Origin of the sequence: Haloechinothrix sp. LS1_15 (assembly GCF_033042135.1) — a bacterium.
Taxonomy (GTDB): domain Bacteria; phylum Actinomycetota; class Actinomycetes; order Mycobacteriales; family Pseudonocardiaceae; genus Haloechinothrix.
Genome location: NZ_WBXM01000001.1, coordinates 488117 through 505739 on the forward strand (window position 1 = coordinate 488117; position 17623 = coordinate 505739).

General features: G+C 67.9%; 19 protein-coding genes and 1 tRNA gene. 8 read left to right on the forward strand and 12 right to left on the reverse strand.

From position 1 onward, the window contains the following. Positions 1–4: 4 nt before the first annotated feature. The gene (locus F8178_RS02325) at positions 5–1021 is read right to left on the reverse strand and encodes a zinc-dependent alcohol dehydrogenase (protein WP_317492910.1); all 1017 of its coding nucleotides are present in this window, start codon (positions 1019–1021) and stop codon (positions 5–7) included. A 259-nt stretch (positions 1022–1280) separates the two neighbouring features. On the opposite strand from F8178_RS02325, the gene F8178_RS02330 reads away from it, so the two are divergent. Both F8178_RS02330 and F8178_RS02335 read left to right on the forward strand, forming a co-directional pair. Continuing rightward, positions 1281–1556 carry a GlsB/YeaQ/YmgE family stress response membrane protein gene (locus tag F8178_RS02330; RefSeq protein WP_317493059.1) on the forward strand — a complete coding sequence of 92 codons (276 nt, stop codon included), beginning with the start codon at positions 1281–1283 and terminating at the stop codon, positions 1554–1556. Continuing rightward, positions 1553–2425 carry a formate/nitrite transporter family protein gene (locus F8178_RS02335; RefSeq protein WP_317492911.1) on the forward strand — a complete coding sequence of 291 codons (873 nt, stop codon included), beginning with the start codon at positions 1553–1555 and terminating at the stop codon, positions 2423–2425. Before F8178_RS02330 ends, F8178_RS02335 begins: the two co-directional genes overlap by 4 nt. 239 nt (positions 2426–2664) lie before the next feature. On the opposite strand, the gene F8178_RS02340 is transcribed toward F8178_RS02335, so the two are convergent. Together F8178_RS02340 and F8178_RS02345 are read right to left on the reverse strand one after the other, a co-directional pair. After that, on the reverse strand, positions 2665–2865 hold the full coding sequence (locus F8178_RS02340) for a DUF397 domain-containing protein (protein WP_317492912.1): 201 nt from the start codon (positions 2863–2865) through the stop codon (positions 2665–2667). Continuing rightward, positions 2831–3769 carry a helix-turn-helix transcriptional regulator gene (locus F8178_RS02345; protein ID WP_317492913.1) on the reverse strand — a complete coding sequence of 313 codons (939 nt, stop codon included), beginning with the start codon at positions 3767–3769 and terminating at the stop codon, positions 2831–2833. Before F8178_RS02345 ends, F8178_RS02340 begins: the two co-directional genes overlap by 35 nt. Before the next feature lie 127 nt (positions 3770–3896). Between F8178_RS02345 and F8178_RS02350 the strand changes: the two genes are divergently transcribed. From F8178_RS02350 to F8178_RS02360, 3 genes are all read left to right on the forward strand, one after another. Then, on the forward strand, positions 3897–4199 hold the full coding sequence (locus F8178_RS02350; protein ID WP_317492914.1) for a hypothetical protein: 303 nt from the start codon (positions 3897–3899) through the stop codon (positions 4197–4199). Continuing rightward, positions 4184–4423: a hypothetical protein gene (locus F8178_RS02355; RefSeq protein WP_317492915.1), complete on the forward strand. Its 240-nt coding sequence runs from the start codon at positions 4184–4186 to the stop codon at positions 4421–4423. Before F8178_RS02350 ends, F8178_RS02355 begins: the two co-directional genes overlap by 16 nt. 110 nt (positions 4424–4533) lie before the next feature. Continuing rightward, positions 4534–5316, forward strand: coding sequence for a DUF2470 domain-containing protein (locus tag F8178_RS02360; protein ID WP_317492916.1), 783 nt, complete (start codon positions 4534–4536; stop codon positions 5314–5316). Here F8178_RS02360 and F8178_RS02365 read toward each other — a convergent pair. The 6 genes from F8178_RS02365 to F8178_RS02390 all read right to left on the reverse strand — a co-directional run bounded on the left by F8178_RS02365 (position 5313) and on the right by F8178_RS02390 (position 12845). Beyond that, on the reverse strand, positions 5313–5900 hold the full coding sequence (locus tag F8178_RS02365; RefSeq protein WP_317492917.1) for a Uma2 family endonuclease: 588 nt from the start codon (positions 5898–5900) through the stop codon (positions 5313–5315). The two genes, F8178_RS02360 and F8178_RS02365, sit on opposite strands and share 4 nt — an antisense overlap. A 183-nt stretch (positions 5901–6083) precedes the next feature. Further along, positions 6084–7238 carry a serine hydrolase domain-containing protein gene (locus F8178_RS02370; RefSeq protein ID WP_317492918.1) on the reverse strand — a complete coding sequence of 385 codons (1155 nt, stop codon included), beginning with the start codon at positions 7236–7238 and terminating at the stop codon, positions 6084–6086. A 288-nt stretch (positions 7239–7526) separates the two neighbouring features. Next, complete coding sequence (locus F8178_RS02375) at positions 7527–9368, reverse strand: prolyl oligopeptidase family serine peptidase (protein ID WP_317492919.1); 1842 nt, start codon at positions 9366–9368, stop codon at positions 7527–7529. An 83-nt stretch (positions 9369–9451) separates the two neighbouring features. Then, positions 9452–9525: transfer RNA gene (locus tag F8178_RS02380), tRNA-Pro, on the reverse strand. A gap of 49 nt (positions 9526–9574) precedes the next feature. Next, positions 9575–10531, reverse strand: coding sequence for a metallophosphoesterase (locus F8178_RS02385; protein ID WP_317493060.1), 957 nt, complete (start codon positions 10529–10531; stop codon positions 9575–9577). Between the two features lie 130 nt (positions 10532–10661). Continuing rightward, complete coding sequence (locus tag F8178_RS02390) at positions 10662–12845, reverse strand: transglycosylase domain-containing protein (RefSeq protein ID WP_317492920.1); 2184 nt, start codon at positions 12843–12845, stop codon at positions 10662–10664. Between the two features lie 236 nt (positions 12846–13081). Here F8178_RS02390 and F8178_RS02395 point away from each other — a divergent pair, with 236 nt between their 5' ends. Then, positions 13082–13387, forward strand: coding sequence for a WhiB family transcriptional regulator (locus F8178_RS02395; protein ID WP_317492921.1), 306 nt, complete (start codon positions 13082–13084; stop codon positions 13385–13387). A gap of 47 nt (positions 13388–13434) precedes the next feature. On the opposite strand, the gene F8178_RS02400 is transcribed toward F8178_RS02395, so the two are convergent. The 3 genes from F8178_RS02400 to F8178_RS02410 all read right to left on the reverse strand — a co-directional run bounded on the left by F8178_RS02400 (position 13435) and on the right by F8178_RS02410 (position 16704). Continuing rightward, the gene (locus tag F8178_RS02400) at positions 13435–14598 is read right to left on the reverse strand and encodes an ArsA family ATPase (RefSeq protein ID WP_317492922.1); all 1164 of its coding nucleotides are present in this window, start codon (positions 14596–14598) and stop codon (positions 13435–13437) included. A 2-nt stretch (positions 14599–14600) separates the two neighbouring features. Further along, positions 14601–15632, reverse strand: a complete 1032-nt coding sequence (locus tag F8178_RS02405) for an ArsA-related P-loop ATPase (RefSeq protein ID WP_317492923.1) — start codon at positions 15630–15632, stop codon at positions 14601–14603. 97 nt (positions 15633–15729) lie between these two features. After that, positions 15730–16704, reverse strand: a complete 975-nt coding sequence (locus tag F8178_RS02410) for an alpha/beta fold hydrolase (RefSeq protein ID WP_317492924.1) — start codon at positions 16702–16704, stop codon at positions 15730–15732. A gap of 222 nt (positions 16705–16926) precedes the next feature. On the opposite strand from F8178_RS02410, the gene F8178_RS02415 reads away from it, so the two are divergent. Both F8178_RS02415 and F8178_RS02420 read left to right on the forward strand, forming a co-directional pair. Then, positions 16927–17091 carry a DUF4177 domain-containing protein gene (locus tag F8178_RS02415; protein WP_317492925.1) on the forward strand — a complete coding sequence of 55 codons (165 nt, stop codon included), beginning with the start codon at positions 16927–16929 and terminating at the stop codon, positions 17089–17091. A gap of 75 nt (positions 17092–17166) precedes the next feature. Next, on the forward strand, positions 17167–17622 hold the full coding sequence (locus F8178_RS02420; RefSeq protein ID WP_317492926.1) for a RidA family protein: 456 nt from the start codon (positions 17167–17169) through the stop codon (positions 17620–17622). Position 17623 lies beyond the last annotated feature (1 nt).

The following is a 17623-nucleotide window of genomic DNA, read 5'->3' on the forward strand; positions in this document are numbered from 1 at the left end:
GGGCTCAGCGCGCCGGATCGAACACCAGCCGCGCGGTGACCTCACCTTCCTCCAGCTCACGCATGGCCTCGTTGACGTCATCGAGGGAGCGGGTTTCGTGCTGCACCCGAGTCCTTCCGGCGGCATGCAGCTCGAACACCTCCTTCAGGTCCACCCGCGTGCCCACGATCGAACCGACGATGCTGATGCCGCTGAGCACGGTCTCGAAGATCGGGATGCGCAGCTCGTTCTCCGCAGGCAGCCCGACGAGTACGAGCGTGCCGCCGCGCCGGAGCGAGTGGTAGGCCTGCTCGAAGGCCTTCGGGCTACCTGCCAGTCCGATGCAAGCATCGGCGCCGCCGAGCTGCTGGATCTCCTCGGCCGGGTCCTGCTCGCGGGCGTTGACCACGTAACTGGCGCCGAGCTCCTTGGCCATTCGCAGCTTGTCGTCCGTCAGGTCCACGGCGACCACCTGTGCCCCGGCGATCCGCGCGTACTGGACCGCCAGGTGGCCGAGCCCGCCGACGCCGAAGACGGCCACCAGGTCCGACGGCTGCGCGCCGGACATCTTGACCGCCTTGTGGGTGGTCACACCGGCGCAGGTCAGCGGAGCCGCGTCGAAGGGATCGATGCCCTCCGGCACGACGCCAATGTAGCTGGCGTTGCCCAGCGCGTACTGGGCCCAGCCACCGTCGACTCCGTAGCCGGTATTGACCTGGCTCTCGCACAGGTTCTCCCGGCCGCTGGTGCAGTACTCGCACTCGCCGCACGCCCAGCCGAGCCAGGGAATGGCGACCCGGTCACCTTCGCTGACCCGGGTGACGTCCGCCCCGGCTCGTTCCACGGTGCCGATCACCTCATGTCCGGGGATGAACGGTGGGCTGGGCTTCACCGGCCAGTCCCCGGCGGCCGCGTGCAGGTCGGTGTGGCACAGGCCCGATGCTTCGGTCCGGACCAATACCTGGCCGGAATCGGGCTCGCCTGCCTGCCGATCTTCGAGCGTGAGCGGCTGGCCGAACTCGGATACGATGGCTGCCTTCATGGACGTGCACCTCCCTGCTCGCACTGCTCGCATCCCTCGACGGCCCGGGCTGCGGCCGCGCTGATCGCTGTTCGGACGAACGGATGATGATGTCGCTATATGTGTACCCGCGCAGGGGTGACCCGAAACGACCCACTGTGCGCGGTGCTCGTACGGGTGAGTCGTGGCAGATCACGGCACAGGTGAGCATCACAGCGGCGATCCAGGAGTAATGTGCCGGGCGAGCGGGTACTTCCGTTCTCGACGGAGGGAGAACATGGTGGGCATCCTCGGATGGATCGTGCTCGGCCTGCTGGCCGGGGCGATTGCAAAGGCGATCATGCCGGGTCGCGAGCCGGGCGGGTTCCTGCTGACCATGCTGCTGGGCATCGTGGGCGCGCTGGTGGGTGGGTTCCTCGGTCGGGCGATTTTCGATACCGACCTTGGCACCTTCTTCGAGCTGCGCACCTGGCTGCTCGCGGTCGGTGGCGCCCTCGTCGTGCTGCTGGTGTACCGGCTGGTGACCGGACGGGGAGCGCGCCGAGAACGGGCATGACAGATCGGGAAGGACCGGGCCAGGACGATAACCAGCGGTACCAAGCATCGGAACTGGCTCATACCACCAATCTGGACGATTTCTCGCCGAAACGCGTCGCTGAGCGCGTCGAGCACTTCGGCATCGCCAAGACGCGGAGCCGATGGTCGCAGTCGTTCACGCTGGGCGCGCTCGCCGGTGGATTCGTCGCGCTGGGCGGGCTGTTCTTCACCTTCGCCACCATCGATGACTCGGTGTGGAACTACCTCGCCGGCGGCGTGGTCCTCGCGACCGGGTACATCATCGCGATCCTTGTCGGCGCGGAGGTGTTCACCAGCAACAACCTGCTCATCATGGCGTGGGTGGCCCGGAAGCTCACCACGCGAAACGTGCTCGGTAACTGGGGAATCGTGCTGTGCGCGAACGCGTTGGGTGCGCTGGTGCTGTCAGCGCTGTTCCTCATCTCGGGCCTGCCCGAGGCACATCAGGCGGCCGTCGGTGAGCGGGCGGTCGAGCTCGCCGCGGAGAAATCGGCACGGCCGGCGCTGGAAGCATTCGCGCTCGGCATCCTCGGGAACCTGTTCGTCTGTCTCGCGGTGTGGGTGGCGTTGGCCGGGCGCACCGTGACCGACAAGATCGTCGGCACCGTCCTGCCGCTGTCGGCCATCGGCGCGATGGACCTGGACCACGTGGTGGCGATCCTTTATTTCATCCCGAGGGGCCTCTTGGTGGAGCTTTTCCTGCCGCACCTCGCCGAGGGCGCCGAGACGATCTCGCTGACGGGAGGGGTGGTGAACCTCGGCGCCGTCATCGCCGGCAACATCATCGGCGGCAGCCTCGTCGTCGCCCTGTCCTACCACCTGATCTACAAACGCCCCGCCGAGGAGTAGAAGGGTAGGTGATGTTCCGCGGCGGGCTATGAGCTTGGCCCGGTGGCGTTCACAAGCTCGCACGCGAAGTCGGTGCCCTGGGTGGTGTTGAGCGCAGCCTCGGAGGATCCGTGATCGCCCGCGAGGAGACACCGTCGTTGCTGACCCACTGTAGCCGCCGTATCATGCTAAGTAACCGAGACGGCTCGCGGGAGCGGTTCGCGTCAGATTGAGGAGAACATCGCAGGCGGAGTAGCGGCTTACCGGCCGACGCCGCGTAGGAACGCGGTGAAGGTGATGGTGGAGAAGGTCAGCACCTCGCCGGCCTGACCGCGCTTGGAGTCACGCACGCCAACGCGGTCATGTGCACGCCCCACCTCGACGCACTCGCCGCCGTTGTTGCTGCTGTAAGAGGACTTCACGAACCTACTCGTCGTCCAGTCGATCTCGGCGGTGGACATCGCGCCCATCCCTTCCGGTAGGTCTCCCAGCCTGCCGGCCAAACTCCTCGGCCAGCTCCACCACCAGGCTACGGGACTCCACCGGTCCGAGAGCTACCGCACGGAGACGCCCGAACAGGTCATTGAGGCTGCGGACCAGCTCCGGATTCTTGTTCATATCCGGGTACATCGCGTCGTTGTACAACTCGATGTAGCCGATGTCATGAGCGCTGTCCGAGTCGAACCGGAAGATCGTGAAGTTGGACGTCAGATGCTCGTACGACTGCGAGTCGAACGGGACCACCTGGATCTCTACGTTGTCCAGCCGGGCAACTTCAGCCAAGTACTCGAGCTGGGCAGCCATCACTGCTGGCCCACCGATCTGTCGGCGCAGGGCGGATTCGCTGAGCACGAAATGGAACTTGGGTGGTTCGTCCCTGGTGAGCACGGTCCGGCGCGCCTCCCTGATGCGTAGGGTCTCGTCGGCTGCCGCGCCCTCGGCGTCGCGGCCTCGGCTGGTGAACAATCCCTTGATGTAGTCCGGCGTCTGCAGAACACCTGGCACCAACTCGACGTTGACTTGGAAGATCTCGCTGGCGTCGCGTTCGAAGTCGCGGAACGGGCGGAACCACGTGGGGCCGCGGAGCACGGTGGCCTGGGCGGCCTTACCGCGCTTGGCGGTGGTGCCGCCCAGCACGTCGCGGCACCATCTGGCCTCCTCGTCGCTCGCCCGGTACAGCTCCAGCAGCGTGTCCAGCTCCAGGCGGGTCACGGTCACCTTGCCGTTCTCCAGCCTGCTGATCTTGTTGTTCGCCTTGCCCAGCTGTCGCGCCGCGTCCTCCTGTAGCAGGTTCGCGGCCTCGCGAAGCTGGCGCAGCTCGGTGCCGAGCTGCCTGCGCTGCATGGAGATCGTCTGGGGCGACATCACAATCCCTTCGCCGGTACCCATCACCCGAGAGGCGGCATAGCCAAGTTGTAAGTACATCTTCTATGCTCGCTACCGTGCACACAAGCGTGAAACAACACTTTGTACATCCACAAACTAGCTGGGGTTGGAGATGCTGGATGCGCTGTACCTCGCCCTCGCCGTACTGGCGTGTGTCGCGCTCGGTCTGCTCGTCGTTTCCTGGGTGTTCTGGGGTCTGTCGCAGCTCGCCGAGGAGCGCCGCGCTCGCCGCATCAACCGGATGATCCTGGTCCGGATGGGTGCGGTCCTATCGGCCAGCGGTGGTGGTCGCCCCGACCGAACCGCCGCCGCTGGTCATTCAGTCGGCCCGCGCGCCCCGTACCCTCCCAGCCGCGAGGGCGCGCGGGCCGGCCACCGGTGGGAAGGTCGCCCATGGCTCGCGTGCTGAGCAGCTACGAACCGAACTGGGCGCGCAGTCTCTACCAGCCTGATGTACTGCACGTGCTGGAGACCTGCGACGGTGTGCCTCGGGTGTTGGACCATCGTGGAGAGCGCATCGGAATCGCGCTCTGCATGGCCTGGGTCTCCGGTGACCGGGTGTTCGACTTCGATGATCCATCCTGGCGTCGTTGCCCGCTGTGTGTGGCGGCGCAGCACTGGTCGGGTCCGTGATCGTTCGGACGTCGGGATGGTGTTGCCGGACGAGCTCGCATCAGAACCTTCCTCCCGGTGTGACATATAGGTTAGCCTTACCTAAGTCGTCGATAGGGAGGTGGTGCGCTGTGAAGCGACGTCCCCGGGTTCCGGACGCCGAGGTGCGAGCCAAATCCATCGCTGTTCGCCGTGGCCATGCCACCCTGGTGCCGCCGGTCGCTGGTGATGGCAGCGAACCGGCACCGGTTCCGGTCGCGGTGCATCACCTGCATTCGGACGGCACGCTCAGCGTGGTCCTCGACGAGGACCGGCGGCAGCAGGTGATCAGCGAGTACGCCCGGTGGCGCGGCACCACCATGGTGGAACTGGTGGACCTCGCGCCCGTCCCGTTGCGGGAGCCAGCACGTGGCCTGCTGTGGATCACGGGTCGGGTACACGGGCTCGAAGCGTCAGAAGCGCACGCGCGAGCCATCCGCATCGCCGAACGCGACCCCCATCCCGATCTGCTGGACGTCGGTCACGGCGCGGGCGTGCTGTGCGTGCATCTGGCCTCCGTGGTCCTCGCCGACGCGGAGGGAACGCAACCCGTGCGGCTGCCCGCCTTCCTCACGGCGCGGCCGGACCCGTTCAGCCGCTGGGAATCGGAGTGGCTGGCTCACCTCGAATCCGAGCATCCTGATGTGTTGCGCGGCCTGGCGCGGCACGTGCCACCGCGCGTGCCGCGTGGCAGGCTCCGCCCGCTTGGGCTGGACCGGTTCGGCCTGCGGTTGCGTGTGGAATCCACGGAAGGCGATCACGACGTGCGCATCGCCTTCAACTATCCGGCCTGCGACCTGCGGGACGTGGAGCGGGAACTGCACCGGCTGCTCACCTGCGGCTGTGCGGGTAAGCGGGTCGACGACCGTGGTTAGCCGGTGGTGAGCGCGGCTGGGTCGAAGGTGATCGGGATCGGTTCGTCGACGCGGAGGGTTTCGCCTGCGCCGATGGTGTCGACGATGCGGTACTCGGCGAGCGCGACGAGCTCGTAGCGCAGGATGACGGGGAGGGGTTTGTCGCGGCCGCGGTAGTCGGCGGTTTCGATCCGCCAGAAGTGCGGGATTCCCGCCTCGGCATACAGGTACGGCTTCTCGGTGCGGTCCCGGGTGGATGAACCTGGCGACACGATCTCGACCAGGAGACGGACATCGTCCGGTTCGAGGAGCGGCCACGTGGCTCGACTCGGATTCCGCACTGCGACCACCAGGTCAGGAACCAGCGCGCCATCGGCCGAAAGGCGGATGCCGACACCTTCCCACAAACGTACCGGTGCGCCCGCGGACCACGCCGCTGATCGAAGCAAGGTATGCAGATGGAACGAGAGTTCTTGGTGTTCGGGGCTAGGTGGCGGGCTCATGAGCAGCGCCCCGTCGATGAGCTCGTGCCGGTTGCCGTCCTCGGGCAGCGCCAGCAGATCGCGCACCGTCCACGGCCCGATGCCGTGGTGCGCTGCGGTCATGGCTCACCTCCACTTGATCCGTATTCAAGCATGCCGCGACGGCCGCCTCAGACGCGCGACGTGACGGTGTTGGCTCGGCATACGACGAACTCCCACCGACACGGTGGGAGTTCGTCGTAGTCACTGGTCGCGAGTCGCTCCGGCCCTATGGCCGTTTCGCTCACGGCTCGGGTCCAGCGGGTCTCAGGGCATCGTTTGGCTGCCGAGCACGGAAAGTTCAGTCATGGGACGTGCGTCGAGCGGGTCGGCGTCGTCGGCGTCCTGGCAGAGCGCCGCCGGTAGCACTCCGTTGATCATGCTGTCGGCGGACTCCATTGACGCTGTCAACGAACGCGTCATCCCGGTGGTGACCTGTCGCTGGGCACCGGCTGTGTGCAGACTCCAGGTGTGGTACCCGGGAAGATCCCCGCCGTGCCCCCACCACGTCTGCTCGTCGCACCGATCGCGCCATGCCATCAGGCCGAGCCCGTACTCGAACCCGCCCAGCTCGCCATCCGTGGCGACGGTGTTCTTCATGTCGGACAGCTCGTCGGCCGGGAGCAGCTCGCCGCCGAGCAGCGCCCGGAAGAACCGGTTGAGATCGCGCGGTGAGCTCACGAGGTTTCCGGAGGCCCACACCCGCGAATACTTGTATGTGGTCACGTCGGTCAGCGCAGCGGATTCGTCGTACAGCTGCTCGTAACCCCGGGCAGCCGGGCGTATCAGGAACGGAAAGTCGGTGACGAGTGCGGTGTCACGGAGGCGGAGCGGCCGGATGATCCGCTCCCGTAGCACCGCATGCAAACCAGTTCCTGTCGTTTCTTCGAGGAGCATTCCGAGTACGACGTAACCGAGGTTCGAATATGACCAGCCCTCGCCGGGTGGGAACGTCAACGGTTCACCGTCGGTGCCGAGCTTGATGAGCTCCTCGGGGGTGAACCGCTCGAAGCGTTGCCGATCGACGTCCTCCAGTGATTCCCAGTGCGCGATGTCGCGCGGTATCCCACTGGTGTGCTGCAATAGCTGCCGGACGGTGATCCGCTCATCGTAGGGCAGGACCCCGGGAAGGTAGTCGGCGATGTCGTCATCGAGCCCGAACGCGTCGTCGGCGACCGACTGGAGGACGGCTACGGCGACGAACGTTTTGGTGATGCTGGCTACCCGTAGACGTCCGTCCACACGGGGGGCGAAGTGGAAGCGCTCGTCCCTGACACCGCTGACACCGTGCCAGCTGTCGTTCCCGTGGTCGACAATGGCGAGGGCGGCGGGCGCGCCACCCGCTACGATCCCGTCAAGGGCCTCCTGTACCGAATCCAGCTCCGCGGCCGTGGGTGCGCTCGCTTCCTCGGCTGAAGCCACCGAGACATGTGACCACAGCAGGGCGGCTATCAGTCCTATGAGGACAAGTGTATGGCGTCGTGCTCGTTCGGCTCGCCGAACCCGACGACGTGACGTTCGCGCTGGTGCTGATCCGTGTCGCATCCGTCCCCCTAGTGCGTGGCAGCGTCGGTGTACGCGGCGGGGTCGGTGACCCCGTGTTGTTCGCGGCACAACCAACGGTGCCGTGATGACGACGGATGCGGTAGTTCGCGGTGTCACCGGCTACCGGTGACAGCTGTCATGGTTCACAGGGGTCCGCTCGGCTGCTCAGGCCAGCCCGACCGCGCGCATCGCGAAGTGCACCTCGACCGCCACCTGATCCAGCGTCTCGGACACCACCAGCGAGCCGTGGCCCGCGTCGTAGCGGTAGAACGCGTACGGCACGCCGCGCTCGGCCAGCCGGTTCAGGTAGTTCTCGATCTGCCGGATCGGGCAGCGGGGGTCGTTGTCGCCCGCCAGCACCAGCACCGGCGCGCGAACCTCGTCGACGTAGGTGTGCGGTGAGCACTGCCGGTACACCTCAGGCAGCTCCTCAGGGGAACCGCCGAACAGGGCCCGGTCGAACGACCGAAGCTGTTCCATCTCGTCGGCGTAGGCCGCCGGGTAGTCGGCCACCGGGACGCTTGCGACCCCGGCCGCCCACCGCTGCGGCTGGGTACCCAGCGCCAGCAGGGTCAGGTAGCCACCCCACGAGGCCCCGGCGGCGACGCAGCGCCGGGGATCGGCCAGCCCGGAATCCACCGCCCAGTCGTGCACCGCGGCGACGTCCTCCAGCTCCGTCAGGCCCGGTCGTCCCTCGATGGCGTCGCGCCAGGCGGAGCCGTAGCCGGTCGAGCCGCGGTAGTTCACCTCGACGACCGCGAAACCCGCCTCCAGCCAGGTCGCGCGGTAGGCGGAGAACCGGTCCTCGTCGGCGGCGTGCGGACCACCGTGCAGCAGGAACACCACGGGCAACGGGGCGCCCTCCGGCGCGTTCGCCGGGCGTGCGGCAAGAGCGTGGATCCGCCCCGCAGGGCCGTCGACGAAGGCGTCGCTGACCGGCTGGGACCCCGGGGGACGCTCGCCGGGCGGGGTGAGCAGCACGCGGTCGGTGCCCTCCGGGCCGCGGGCGCGGATCACCGGCGGAGTCTCCGCCGAGGACCAGGAGTACTCCACCGTGCCGTCCGGCCGCACCCCGGCGCCGCCGATGCGACCCGGCGGGATCTGCAAGTCGGTCAGCTCACCACTGGCGATGTCGTAGCGGTACAGCGAGCTGCGGCCCGCGTGGAAGTGAAGAACCAGCAGCGCCGAGGCGTCCGGGTACCAGCCTGCGAGCACATCCCCCGGCAGGTCCAGCGAGAGCTCCTGCTCGGTGTCGCTTTCGGGCTCCCAAATCAGCAGCTCGTCCTTGCCGTACCGCTCGTGCGAGACCAGCAGCCGGGAATCGCCCGCGACAGGGGAGAACTCCGCCGCCGCCAGCCCCTTGCCCGGCCCGTCCCACTTCTCGGCGACCGTGCCGAACCCGTCGGTGGCCAGCACCCGCAGCGCGGGATGCCGCGAGTCGCCGTGCTCGGAGTGCGAGATTGCCAGCAGCCGCTCGTCCCGCGAGAGCGCGCTGACACCGGCGTCGTCGGTGCTGGTGTAGAACGTGACGGTGCGGTCAGCGAAGCGCGCGTACAGGCTGCTGCCTGCATCGGTGGACACTCCCGCCGCGACGAGCGTACGCCCCAGCTCGAGGCCAGCCGGGTAGCCGTCCGGGACCTCGACCAGCGCGCGGCTGGCCTTCTCGCCCGTGGCATGGAACGGTTCGCAGACCCAGGACCCGAACTCGTCCCCGTCGGTGTCGTTGAACCACCAGATCGACGTGCCGTCGGGTGGCAGCGTCGCGATCACTGTGCCGTTGGGCCTGTCGGTGACCTTGCGGTGCTCGCCGGTGGTGCGGTTCCAGGCGTAGACCTCCCACACCCCGCTGGCGTTGGAGACGTAGATGTTGGCCTCCGGCGCGTCGAGCGCCCAGCTGGGAGGGGACATTCGCGGCGCGGTGAATCGAGCGCGCCACCGGGCTTCGGCCTCGGGGTCGGCGAACAGGACTGACGGGATCTCGGGTGCAGGGTGGTTGTCGCGAGTCACCCCCTGATCGTGCCAAAGGGCGAGCCGAAGGACTCCTCCGGTACCGCAGCGGCACCGGACAGGCCCTTCGGCTCGCCCTGCTGTCGGGGTGGCGGGATTTGAACCCACGACCTCCTCGACCCGAACGAGGCGCGCTCCCAAGCTGCGCTACACCCCGGGATGGTTCTGCTGGCTAGCGCGGCTAGCGTGGCGAACCGCGTGCCAGTCTAGCCCACATCGCTGCCGGCGCTGCAGCGGGCTCGATCCTGCCGTTGCGTCGCCGGTCGCGGGACGAGGGTGAGCAGGCTGGCCTCCGGGCGGCAGGCGAACCGCACCGGCGCGAACGGCGACGTCCCCAACCCCGCCGAGACGTGCAGCCACATGTGGGCACCCCACCGGGACGCGCCCCGCGCGCGGGAGCGGTCGAGCTCGCAGTTGGTCACCAGCGCACCGATACCGGGTACCCGCAGCTGGCCACCGTGGGTGTGCCCGGCGAGAACCAGGTCGTAGCCGTCACGCGCGAAGCTGTCCAGCACGCGTGGCTCCGGCGAGTGGGTCAGCCCCAGCCGCAGGGCAGGCGCCGACCGCGCTGCCTGCGCGGTGCCGGGGGCAGCCGGCTCGTGACCGCGGTCGGCGATCGTGGAGTACCGGTCATAGCCGAGGTGCGGATCATCCACACCGGCGGCTTCGATGACCGAGCCGCCGACCGCCACGGTGTGCCTGCGGTGGGTGAGGTCGAGCCAGCCGCGTTCGAGGAACGCCGCCCGCAGATCCTCCCACGGCAGCTTCGGGCCGTGGATCCGCTTCTTCCGCCCTTCGGGCATCAGGTAGCGAGCAGGGTTCTTGGGCTTGGGCGCGTAGTAATCGTTGCTGCCGAAGACGAACATCCCCGGCAACTCGAGTAGCGGTCCCAATGCCCGAAGCACCCCGGGCACGGCCTTGGGATGGGAGAGGTTGTCGCCGGTGTTGACCACCAGGTCGGGCTCCAGGTCACGCAGCCCGGCCACCCAGCGCTGCTTCGCCCGGTGCCCAGGAAGCATGTGCAGGTCAGAGATGTGCAGGATCCGGATCGGGGAGGCCCCTTCGGCAAGCACGCCGAGTTCGGCGCCGCGCAGCGCCCACAGCCTTCGCTCGATCGCCGAGGCGTAGGCCACGCCAGCCACACCCGCGGCGGCGGTCGCCAGCGCCCAGGTGCGCGCCCGACGCCCGCGCCTGGTGTTCCGGGGTTCGTCGCCGCTGTCGCTGGCGTGGCCCAGAGCTTTCGGGGTTCGGCGAACGGGGATGCTCACAGCCTGAGGATACGTGCCGCCGTGCTCAGTCACCGTTCACGTGCCGGTACTCATCGGGTGCTTCGGGTACGGGCTCGGGGTCCTCGCCGTCGAGGATCTCGCTCATCGCGCCGAACCAGGTCTGTGCGGGCGTGCGGCCACCGAACATGGTCCCCTCGTCGATGCCGCAAGCGCGCACGTTACCGACGCCGTGGTAGCAGAGCCCGCCGTTGGGTTGATCGGGGCGGAACACCATCGCGCCGCCGGACAGCTGCGGGGTGGCGCCGAGGAACGTGCCCGAGCTGTTGTTCTGGGTGGTGCCGGTCTTGCCGATCATGGGGCGGTCACCCCAGTCGACCTCGGATGCGGCGCGGTGGGCCGTGGCGCCCTCGAGGTGGTCCACGCTCATCCCATCGGCGAGGGCGTGCGCGACACCTTCGTCGATGACCTGCTCGCAGGATTCCTCCTCGAACTCGACGGTGTTGCCGTCCCGGTCGAGGACCTCGCGGACCGGCGACGGCGGGCACCACACGCCGTCGCTGAGGATGGTGGCCCCGACATTGGCCAGTTCGAGCCCGCTCAGCGCGGCGGGGCCGAGGGTGAACGAGCCCAGTCCCGGCGAGTTGCCGGACGGCCCGAAGTGCTCCTTTTGGCTGAGCTGCACCGCGCGCTCGTCGGAGTCCGGATCCGGCTCCCTTCCCAGGCCGTTGACCGCCATGGAGCGCCGCATTCCCAGGTCGCTGGCCATCTCCACGATGGTGTCCATGCCCGCCTGCTCGGCCAGCATGACGAACGTGGTGTTCGGTGAGCGCGCGAGTGCGTCCTGCAGCGTCATCCGCGAGGGGAAATTCGCACCCTCGGCGTTGCGCACGCAGTACTTGGTGTCGCCGTACTGGTTGATCGCCGGACAGTGCGGCTGGCTGCTGATGAACACGTCCGAGGCGTAGGTGTTGGGCACGTCGACGTCGTCGTAGACCCCAACGACCCCCTCCTGCAACGCCGCGGCCGCGGTGAAGACCTTGTAGGTCGATCCGGCGCCGGTGACGTTGGCCACCGCCGATGGCAGTGCCCAGCTGGTCTGCCCCTCATCGGCATTGGTCCCGTAGTCCCTGTTGGCGGCAAGGGCCACGACTTCCCTGCTGTCGGTGCCGGGGCGAACCAGCGACAGCGTGTTGGCCACATTGTCCTCGGTCTTGTCGACCTGTTCCTCGGCCGATTCCTTGGCGATGCGGTTGATATCGCGGTCGAGGGTGGTCTTGATGGTGTAGCCGCCCTGGTAGAGGGCTTCCTTGTCGACGCCGGATTCGAGCAGGTAGTCCTCCACGTACTGGCAGAAGAACCCGTGCTCCGGACCTGCCCCCATGCAGTTGGCAGGCGGCTTCTCCGGCCCGCCCGGCACGACTCCGAGCGGCTCCGCCTTGGCTTCCTCGGCGTCTTCCTCCGACAGCTTGCGGTTCTGCACCATCAGGTCGATCACCAGGTCGCGGCGTTCCTTGGCCCGCTCAGGGTACTGCCATGGGTCGTGCATGACCGGGTTGATCACCATCGCGGCGAGCAGCGCGGACTGCGGCACGGTCAGGTCTTCGGCCTCGGTGTCGAAGTAGGCGCGCGCGGCGGCTCCGACCCCGTAGATCTCATGGGTGAACTCCACGACGTTGAGGTAGCCGGTGAGGATCTGCTCCTTGTCCATCCGATTCTCGAGTTGGATCGCGATCCGCGCCTCTTGGAGCTTGCGCGCGATGGTCTGCTCCTGCGCCCGCTGCCGCCCGACCTTGTCCTCGGGGTCGTCGCCCCCGTGCACCACGTTGATCAGGTAGTTCTTGACGTACTGCTGCGTCAGTGTGGAAGCGCCCTGGGTGTCGGCACCGGTCTGGTTGGAGATCGCGGCACGCATGGTGCCCCGCCAGTCGACGCCGTGATGTTCGTAGAAGCGGCGATCCTCCACCGAGATCAGCGCCCACTTCATCGCATCCGAGATCTGATCGCTGGCCTTCGGGATGCGGTACTGGTCGTAGAGCGTGGCGATCGGTTCGTCCTCGGCGTCGGTGATGGTGGTCACCAGCGGCGGCGGGTCGGTGGCCAGCTCGGCCGACATGTCGTCCACCGTGGCGCTCGCCTGGTTGGACATGACGCCGAGACCGCCCACCACCGGGAAGAGCAAACCGGCGACCAGGACGCCGGCAAGTAGGCACAGCCCGGTGAGCTTCAGCAGTCCATCCCGTACGCGCACATCTCTGAGGGTACTCAATCGGTCGGATGCTTCGCTGTGAGTTGGGATATCAGCCTTTCGGGTTAGGGCTGAAAGGGAATCCGACTGGAACCACTTGGCGCTACCGTGCGTCAAGGTCTCATGCAAGCCCGGTACGGGAGTTGGATAGAGTCAGGCATGAGGAGACCAGAGCATGACTGAGGGGCGCGTCTCCTGAAGTGATGCGCTGGTAGATACCAGTTGAGGGAGCTGGGGGCATGAACGAGACGAGTACGGAGAGGTCTCTTCGGGCCGATTGGCGTATGTGGGCGTCGTGCCGGGACAGCGACCCCGACGGTCTCTTCGTCAGGGGTGCCGAGCAGCATCGCGCGAAGCTGATCTGCATGGGGTGCCCGGTGCGCGCCGAGTGCCTGGCCGAAGCACTGGACAACCGGATCGACTTCGGGGTATGGGGAGGCATGACCGAACGTGAACGCCGGTCGCTGCTGCGCCGCAGGCCGGACGTCACGTCCTGGTACGACCTGCTCGACGAGGCCAAACGCGAGCACCATGTGGCGTCGTGACCGTCCGAGCGGCACGCCGAACCCGGCCAGGGACGCGACCGAGCCGGTCATGCCAACCCGGCGAGCCGGTCGCCGATGGCACGGAGGCCGTCGATGTCGTGTACATCGGTCGGCAGGGCGGGCACGCCTGCGACGTCGACGTTCGGGTGCGCCCGGGTGAAGCGGGCCAGCAACCGCTTCTCCCGCTCGGCGAGCGACACCCGGTCGGCGTGCAGGCGGAGCACGGCCTCGGTGATCGCCTCTCCTGCGCGTTCGTCGTTACCGGCCAGCGCGTCAGCGGCGGCCAGCGCCTTGGTCGCGCTGAGTTCAGCGAGCACCGGGTGGGTGCGGTTGGCGATCAACCCGGTCAGCGGCATGGATTCCTCGGAGAGCCGCTCCACGAAGTAGCTCGCCTCCCGCAGCGCGTCCGGCTCGGGTGCGGCGACGACGAGGAACGAGGTGCCCGGCGAGCGCAGCAGCTCGGCGGTCTTCTCCGCCCGTTCGCGGAACCCGCCGAACATCGTGTCGAAGGCCTGCATGAACGCTGAGGCATCGGCGAGCAGCTGACCTCCCACGACCGTGGACACGGCTTTCGAGAACATCGAGAACCCGGCGGAGACGACCTTGCGGATGCCCCACCCGCCTGCTCTGGCCGGTCCGGTCAGCATCCTGATCATGCGCCCGTCGAGCGCGCTGGAAAGCCTGCTCGGGGCATCCAGGAAGTCGAGGGCGGAGCGACTGGGTGGGGTGTCCACCACGATCAGGTCCCAATCCCCCGCCTGGACCAGCTGCCCCAACTTCTCCATCGCCATGTACTCCTGCGTCCCGGAGAACGACGAGGAGATGGTTTGGTAGAAGGGGTTGGCCAGTAGCTGCTCGGCGCGTTCCTTGCCCGCGTGCGCGAGCACCATGTCGTCGAAGGTGCGGCGCATGTCCAGCATCATCGCCCACAGTTCGCCCTTGGGGGCGAACCCTTCGACCGTGATCTGCTTCGGGTAGTTCCGCAGTTCCCGCAGACCGAGGGACTGGGCGAGCCTGCGCGCCGGATCGATCGTCAGCACGACCGTCTGTCGGCCGCGTTCGGCGGCCCGCATCGCCAGCGCCGCCGCGGTGGTTGTCTTGCCGACGCCGCCCGAGCCGCAGCACACCACGACCTTGGTGTCGAGGTTGTCGATCAAGCCGTCGATATCGATACCGGAGTACTCCTGATGCGGTGTGCGGTCGCCTGCCATGGTCACCGCACCCCCTGTTCGCTGAGCGTGTCGGCGAGTTCGTATAGCGCCGCGACATCCACCCCGGCGGTCAGCTCGGGCAGCTGGAGCGCGGGAAGGTCTCCCTCGGCGAGCTGGTCGAGCGCGGACTGCTCGGCGGTGACCCGCTTGGCGTGCTCGCTGGCCTCGGCCACCAGGCCGTGCAGCACCTCGTCGGCCAGGTCGTAGCCGATCCTGGACAGCTCGCGGCGGATCGTGTCGACGTCGAGGTTCCCCCGCGCGGCCTCGGGCAGTGTGTCCTGCGGTAGCCGCGGCGGGCGCATGCGGTTGATCAGTACGGCGCCGGGGCGCAGGTCGGCCTCGTCCAGCTCGGCGACGGCCTCCAGGGTTTCCCTGACCGGCATCTCCTCAAGCAGCGTGACGATGTGCACCACGGTGTTCTCCGAGTGCATCAGCTTGACCACGCCTTCGGCCTGGCTCCTGATGGGGCCGGTCTTCGCGATGTCGGTCAGTGCGCGTGTTACGTCGAGGAACTTCACCACGCGGCCCGTCGGTGGCGCGTCGACCACCACGTGATCGTAGGTGTAACGGCCGTCGGATTCCGTGCGCGAGACGCACTCCTTGATCTTGCCGGTGAGCAGCACGTCCCGCAGCCCAGGGGCCAGCGTGGTGGCGAACTCCACCGCACCCATCCTGCGTAAGGTGCGTCCGGCGAAGCCGAGGTTGTAGAACATGTCGAAGTACTCGAGCAGCGCGGCCTCGGCATCGATGTGCAGCGCGCGCAGGTCACCGCCGTCGCGGGCGGAGAGGACGTGCCGCTCACCATAGGGCAACGGTTCGTTGTCGGTCACCTGCGCGATGCCCTGTCTGCCCTCGACCTCCACGAGCAGTACCCGGCGGCCACCGCTGGCAAGGGCGAGGCTCAGTGCGGTGGCCAGCGTCGTCTTGCCCGTCCCTCCCTTACCCGTCACGAAGTGCAGGCGGGCACGGGCGAGCTCGGCTGTCCAACCAGCGCCCGCATGCGCCAGGTGGTCGAGGCTGTCGAGCGATGTCATCAGTGGCAAGCGTAAGCCAGGACGTGCTGTGGCACAGCATCGCGGTCAGCCCGCGAGCTGCCCTGACGTGGTGAACCACCGGCGGGCGTGAGCGGGATCACCACCACCGGTTACCGGCCGGGCCGACGAACCGGCACGGCACCGGTTCGGCTGCTGCCGGGTCGAGCGCGTTCAGCACGTGGCCAGCGGCATGGGTGCTGAACGCAGGCGCCACGTGCATGCCGAAGTCCCGGGAGCACTCGTCCTGCAACACGATGTTGGTGATGTTCTCGCCCTCGGCGATGCCGCTGGTGTAGGGCACGACGACCTCGTCGTAGCGGGTAACGACGTTGGTGTAGGTGACGTCCGGGTCGAAGATCCCGACAGCGTGCAGCCGCTTGAGGAAGTCCGAGCCGCGCAGGAACTGGGAGCAGGATTCGCACACCGTCTCCAGCGCGAGATCCACCACCGGCCGCAGGCCGAGAACCTCGCCGTAGGCATACAGGGTGTCCAGGCCGAGCAGCGTGGTTCCTTGCCACAGCGGGGTCAGGCTGATGTAGTTGTCGATGTTGGCGGCACCGTCGAGGAACCGGACGTAGTAGCTGGGCATGAGGGTGCCTTGCGAGTGCCCAACCAGATCGACCTGTTGGGCGCCGGTCTCGGCGAGCACCCTGTCGACGAACGCCCCGAACTCCTCGGCGCTATCCTCCATCCTGGTCATCCCGCCCGGGGTGTACACAGGGGTCCCGACGCCGTCCTTGACACCGTAGGTCAACGAGAAGACGCAGTAGCCCTCGTCGGCTAGCAGCGGGGCCAGCATCCGCCAGTTGGCCGCCTGGTTGGCGAGCAGCCCGTGCGCCAGCACGACGGGGTTCGGTCGCTGCTCATCCGGCTCGCAGGACCAGTCGTTCGCACCAGGTGGTGGGGTGTCGGGATCACCGATCTCCACAGCGTCCGGCTCGATCGACGAAGCCAGCACGCCCGCGGAGGGGCCGGTCCCGGTAGCTGCGGCGGGTGTGGCCGAAGCCTGGGCCGGAAGGCCGGCCAGAACCAGGACCGCGATGATCGAGAACACGTACGGCACGGTGCGCATGCTTCACCTCGTTCGGCGGGCAGCCGGGCGGGCGCGCCCGGTACGGGACAATGCGCATGAGATTAGCCATAACCGGCTTACCGACACAACAGCCGTTTTCTGTCGCTGGTGTTAGGGCGGCCGGTGAGGCTTACCGGCGGGCGCTCCCCTGCGCTCCGGCCGGCGTCCCGGCAGCTAGGCTGCCGGGAGTAACGGCACCCGAGAACGAAACGAGGATGCGCAGTGAGCGCGACGAAGTGGGAGTACGCCACGGTTCCGCTGCTGATCCACGCCACCAAGCAGATCCTTGACCAGTGGGGCGAGGACGGCTGGGAGCTGGTCACGGTGTTGCCGAACCCGACCGGTGAGCAGCATGTCGCCTACCTCAAGCGTCCGCTGGAGGGCTGACACCGCGGGCGGTCACCGCTACCGTGCGAGCGAAGCGGGTAGCTGATCGAGATCGCCGGTATCGAGGGAGTTGGGATGAGCTGGAGCGCGAGGCTGGCCGAGTTGGGGATCGAGCTGCCGCCGGTGGCGGCGCCGGTCGCCGCGTACGTCCCCGCGGTGCGGACCGGGTCGCTGGTCTACACTGCGGGCCAGGTCCCGATGGTGCAGGGGACGCTGGCCGCGAGCGGCAAGGTCGGTGCCGAGGTGAGTGAGGCCGAGGCCACCGAGCTCGCGCGTACCTGCGGGCTCAACGCGCTGGCCGCTGTGCACAACCTGGTGGGTATCGACTCGGTGGTCCGTATCGTCAAGGTGGTCGGATTCGTGGCGTCCGCCGAAGGTTTCACCGCGCAGCCCGCGGTGCTCAACGGCGCTTCCGAACTGTTCGGTGAGATCTTCGCCGAGGCCGGGGTGCACGCCCGGTCGGCGGTCGGTGTGGCCGAGCTACCGATGGGCGCACCGGTGGAAGTCGAGCTGATCGTCGAGGTCGCGTGAG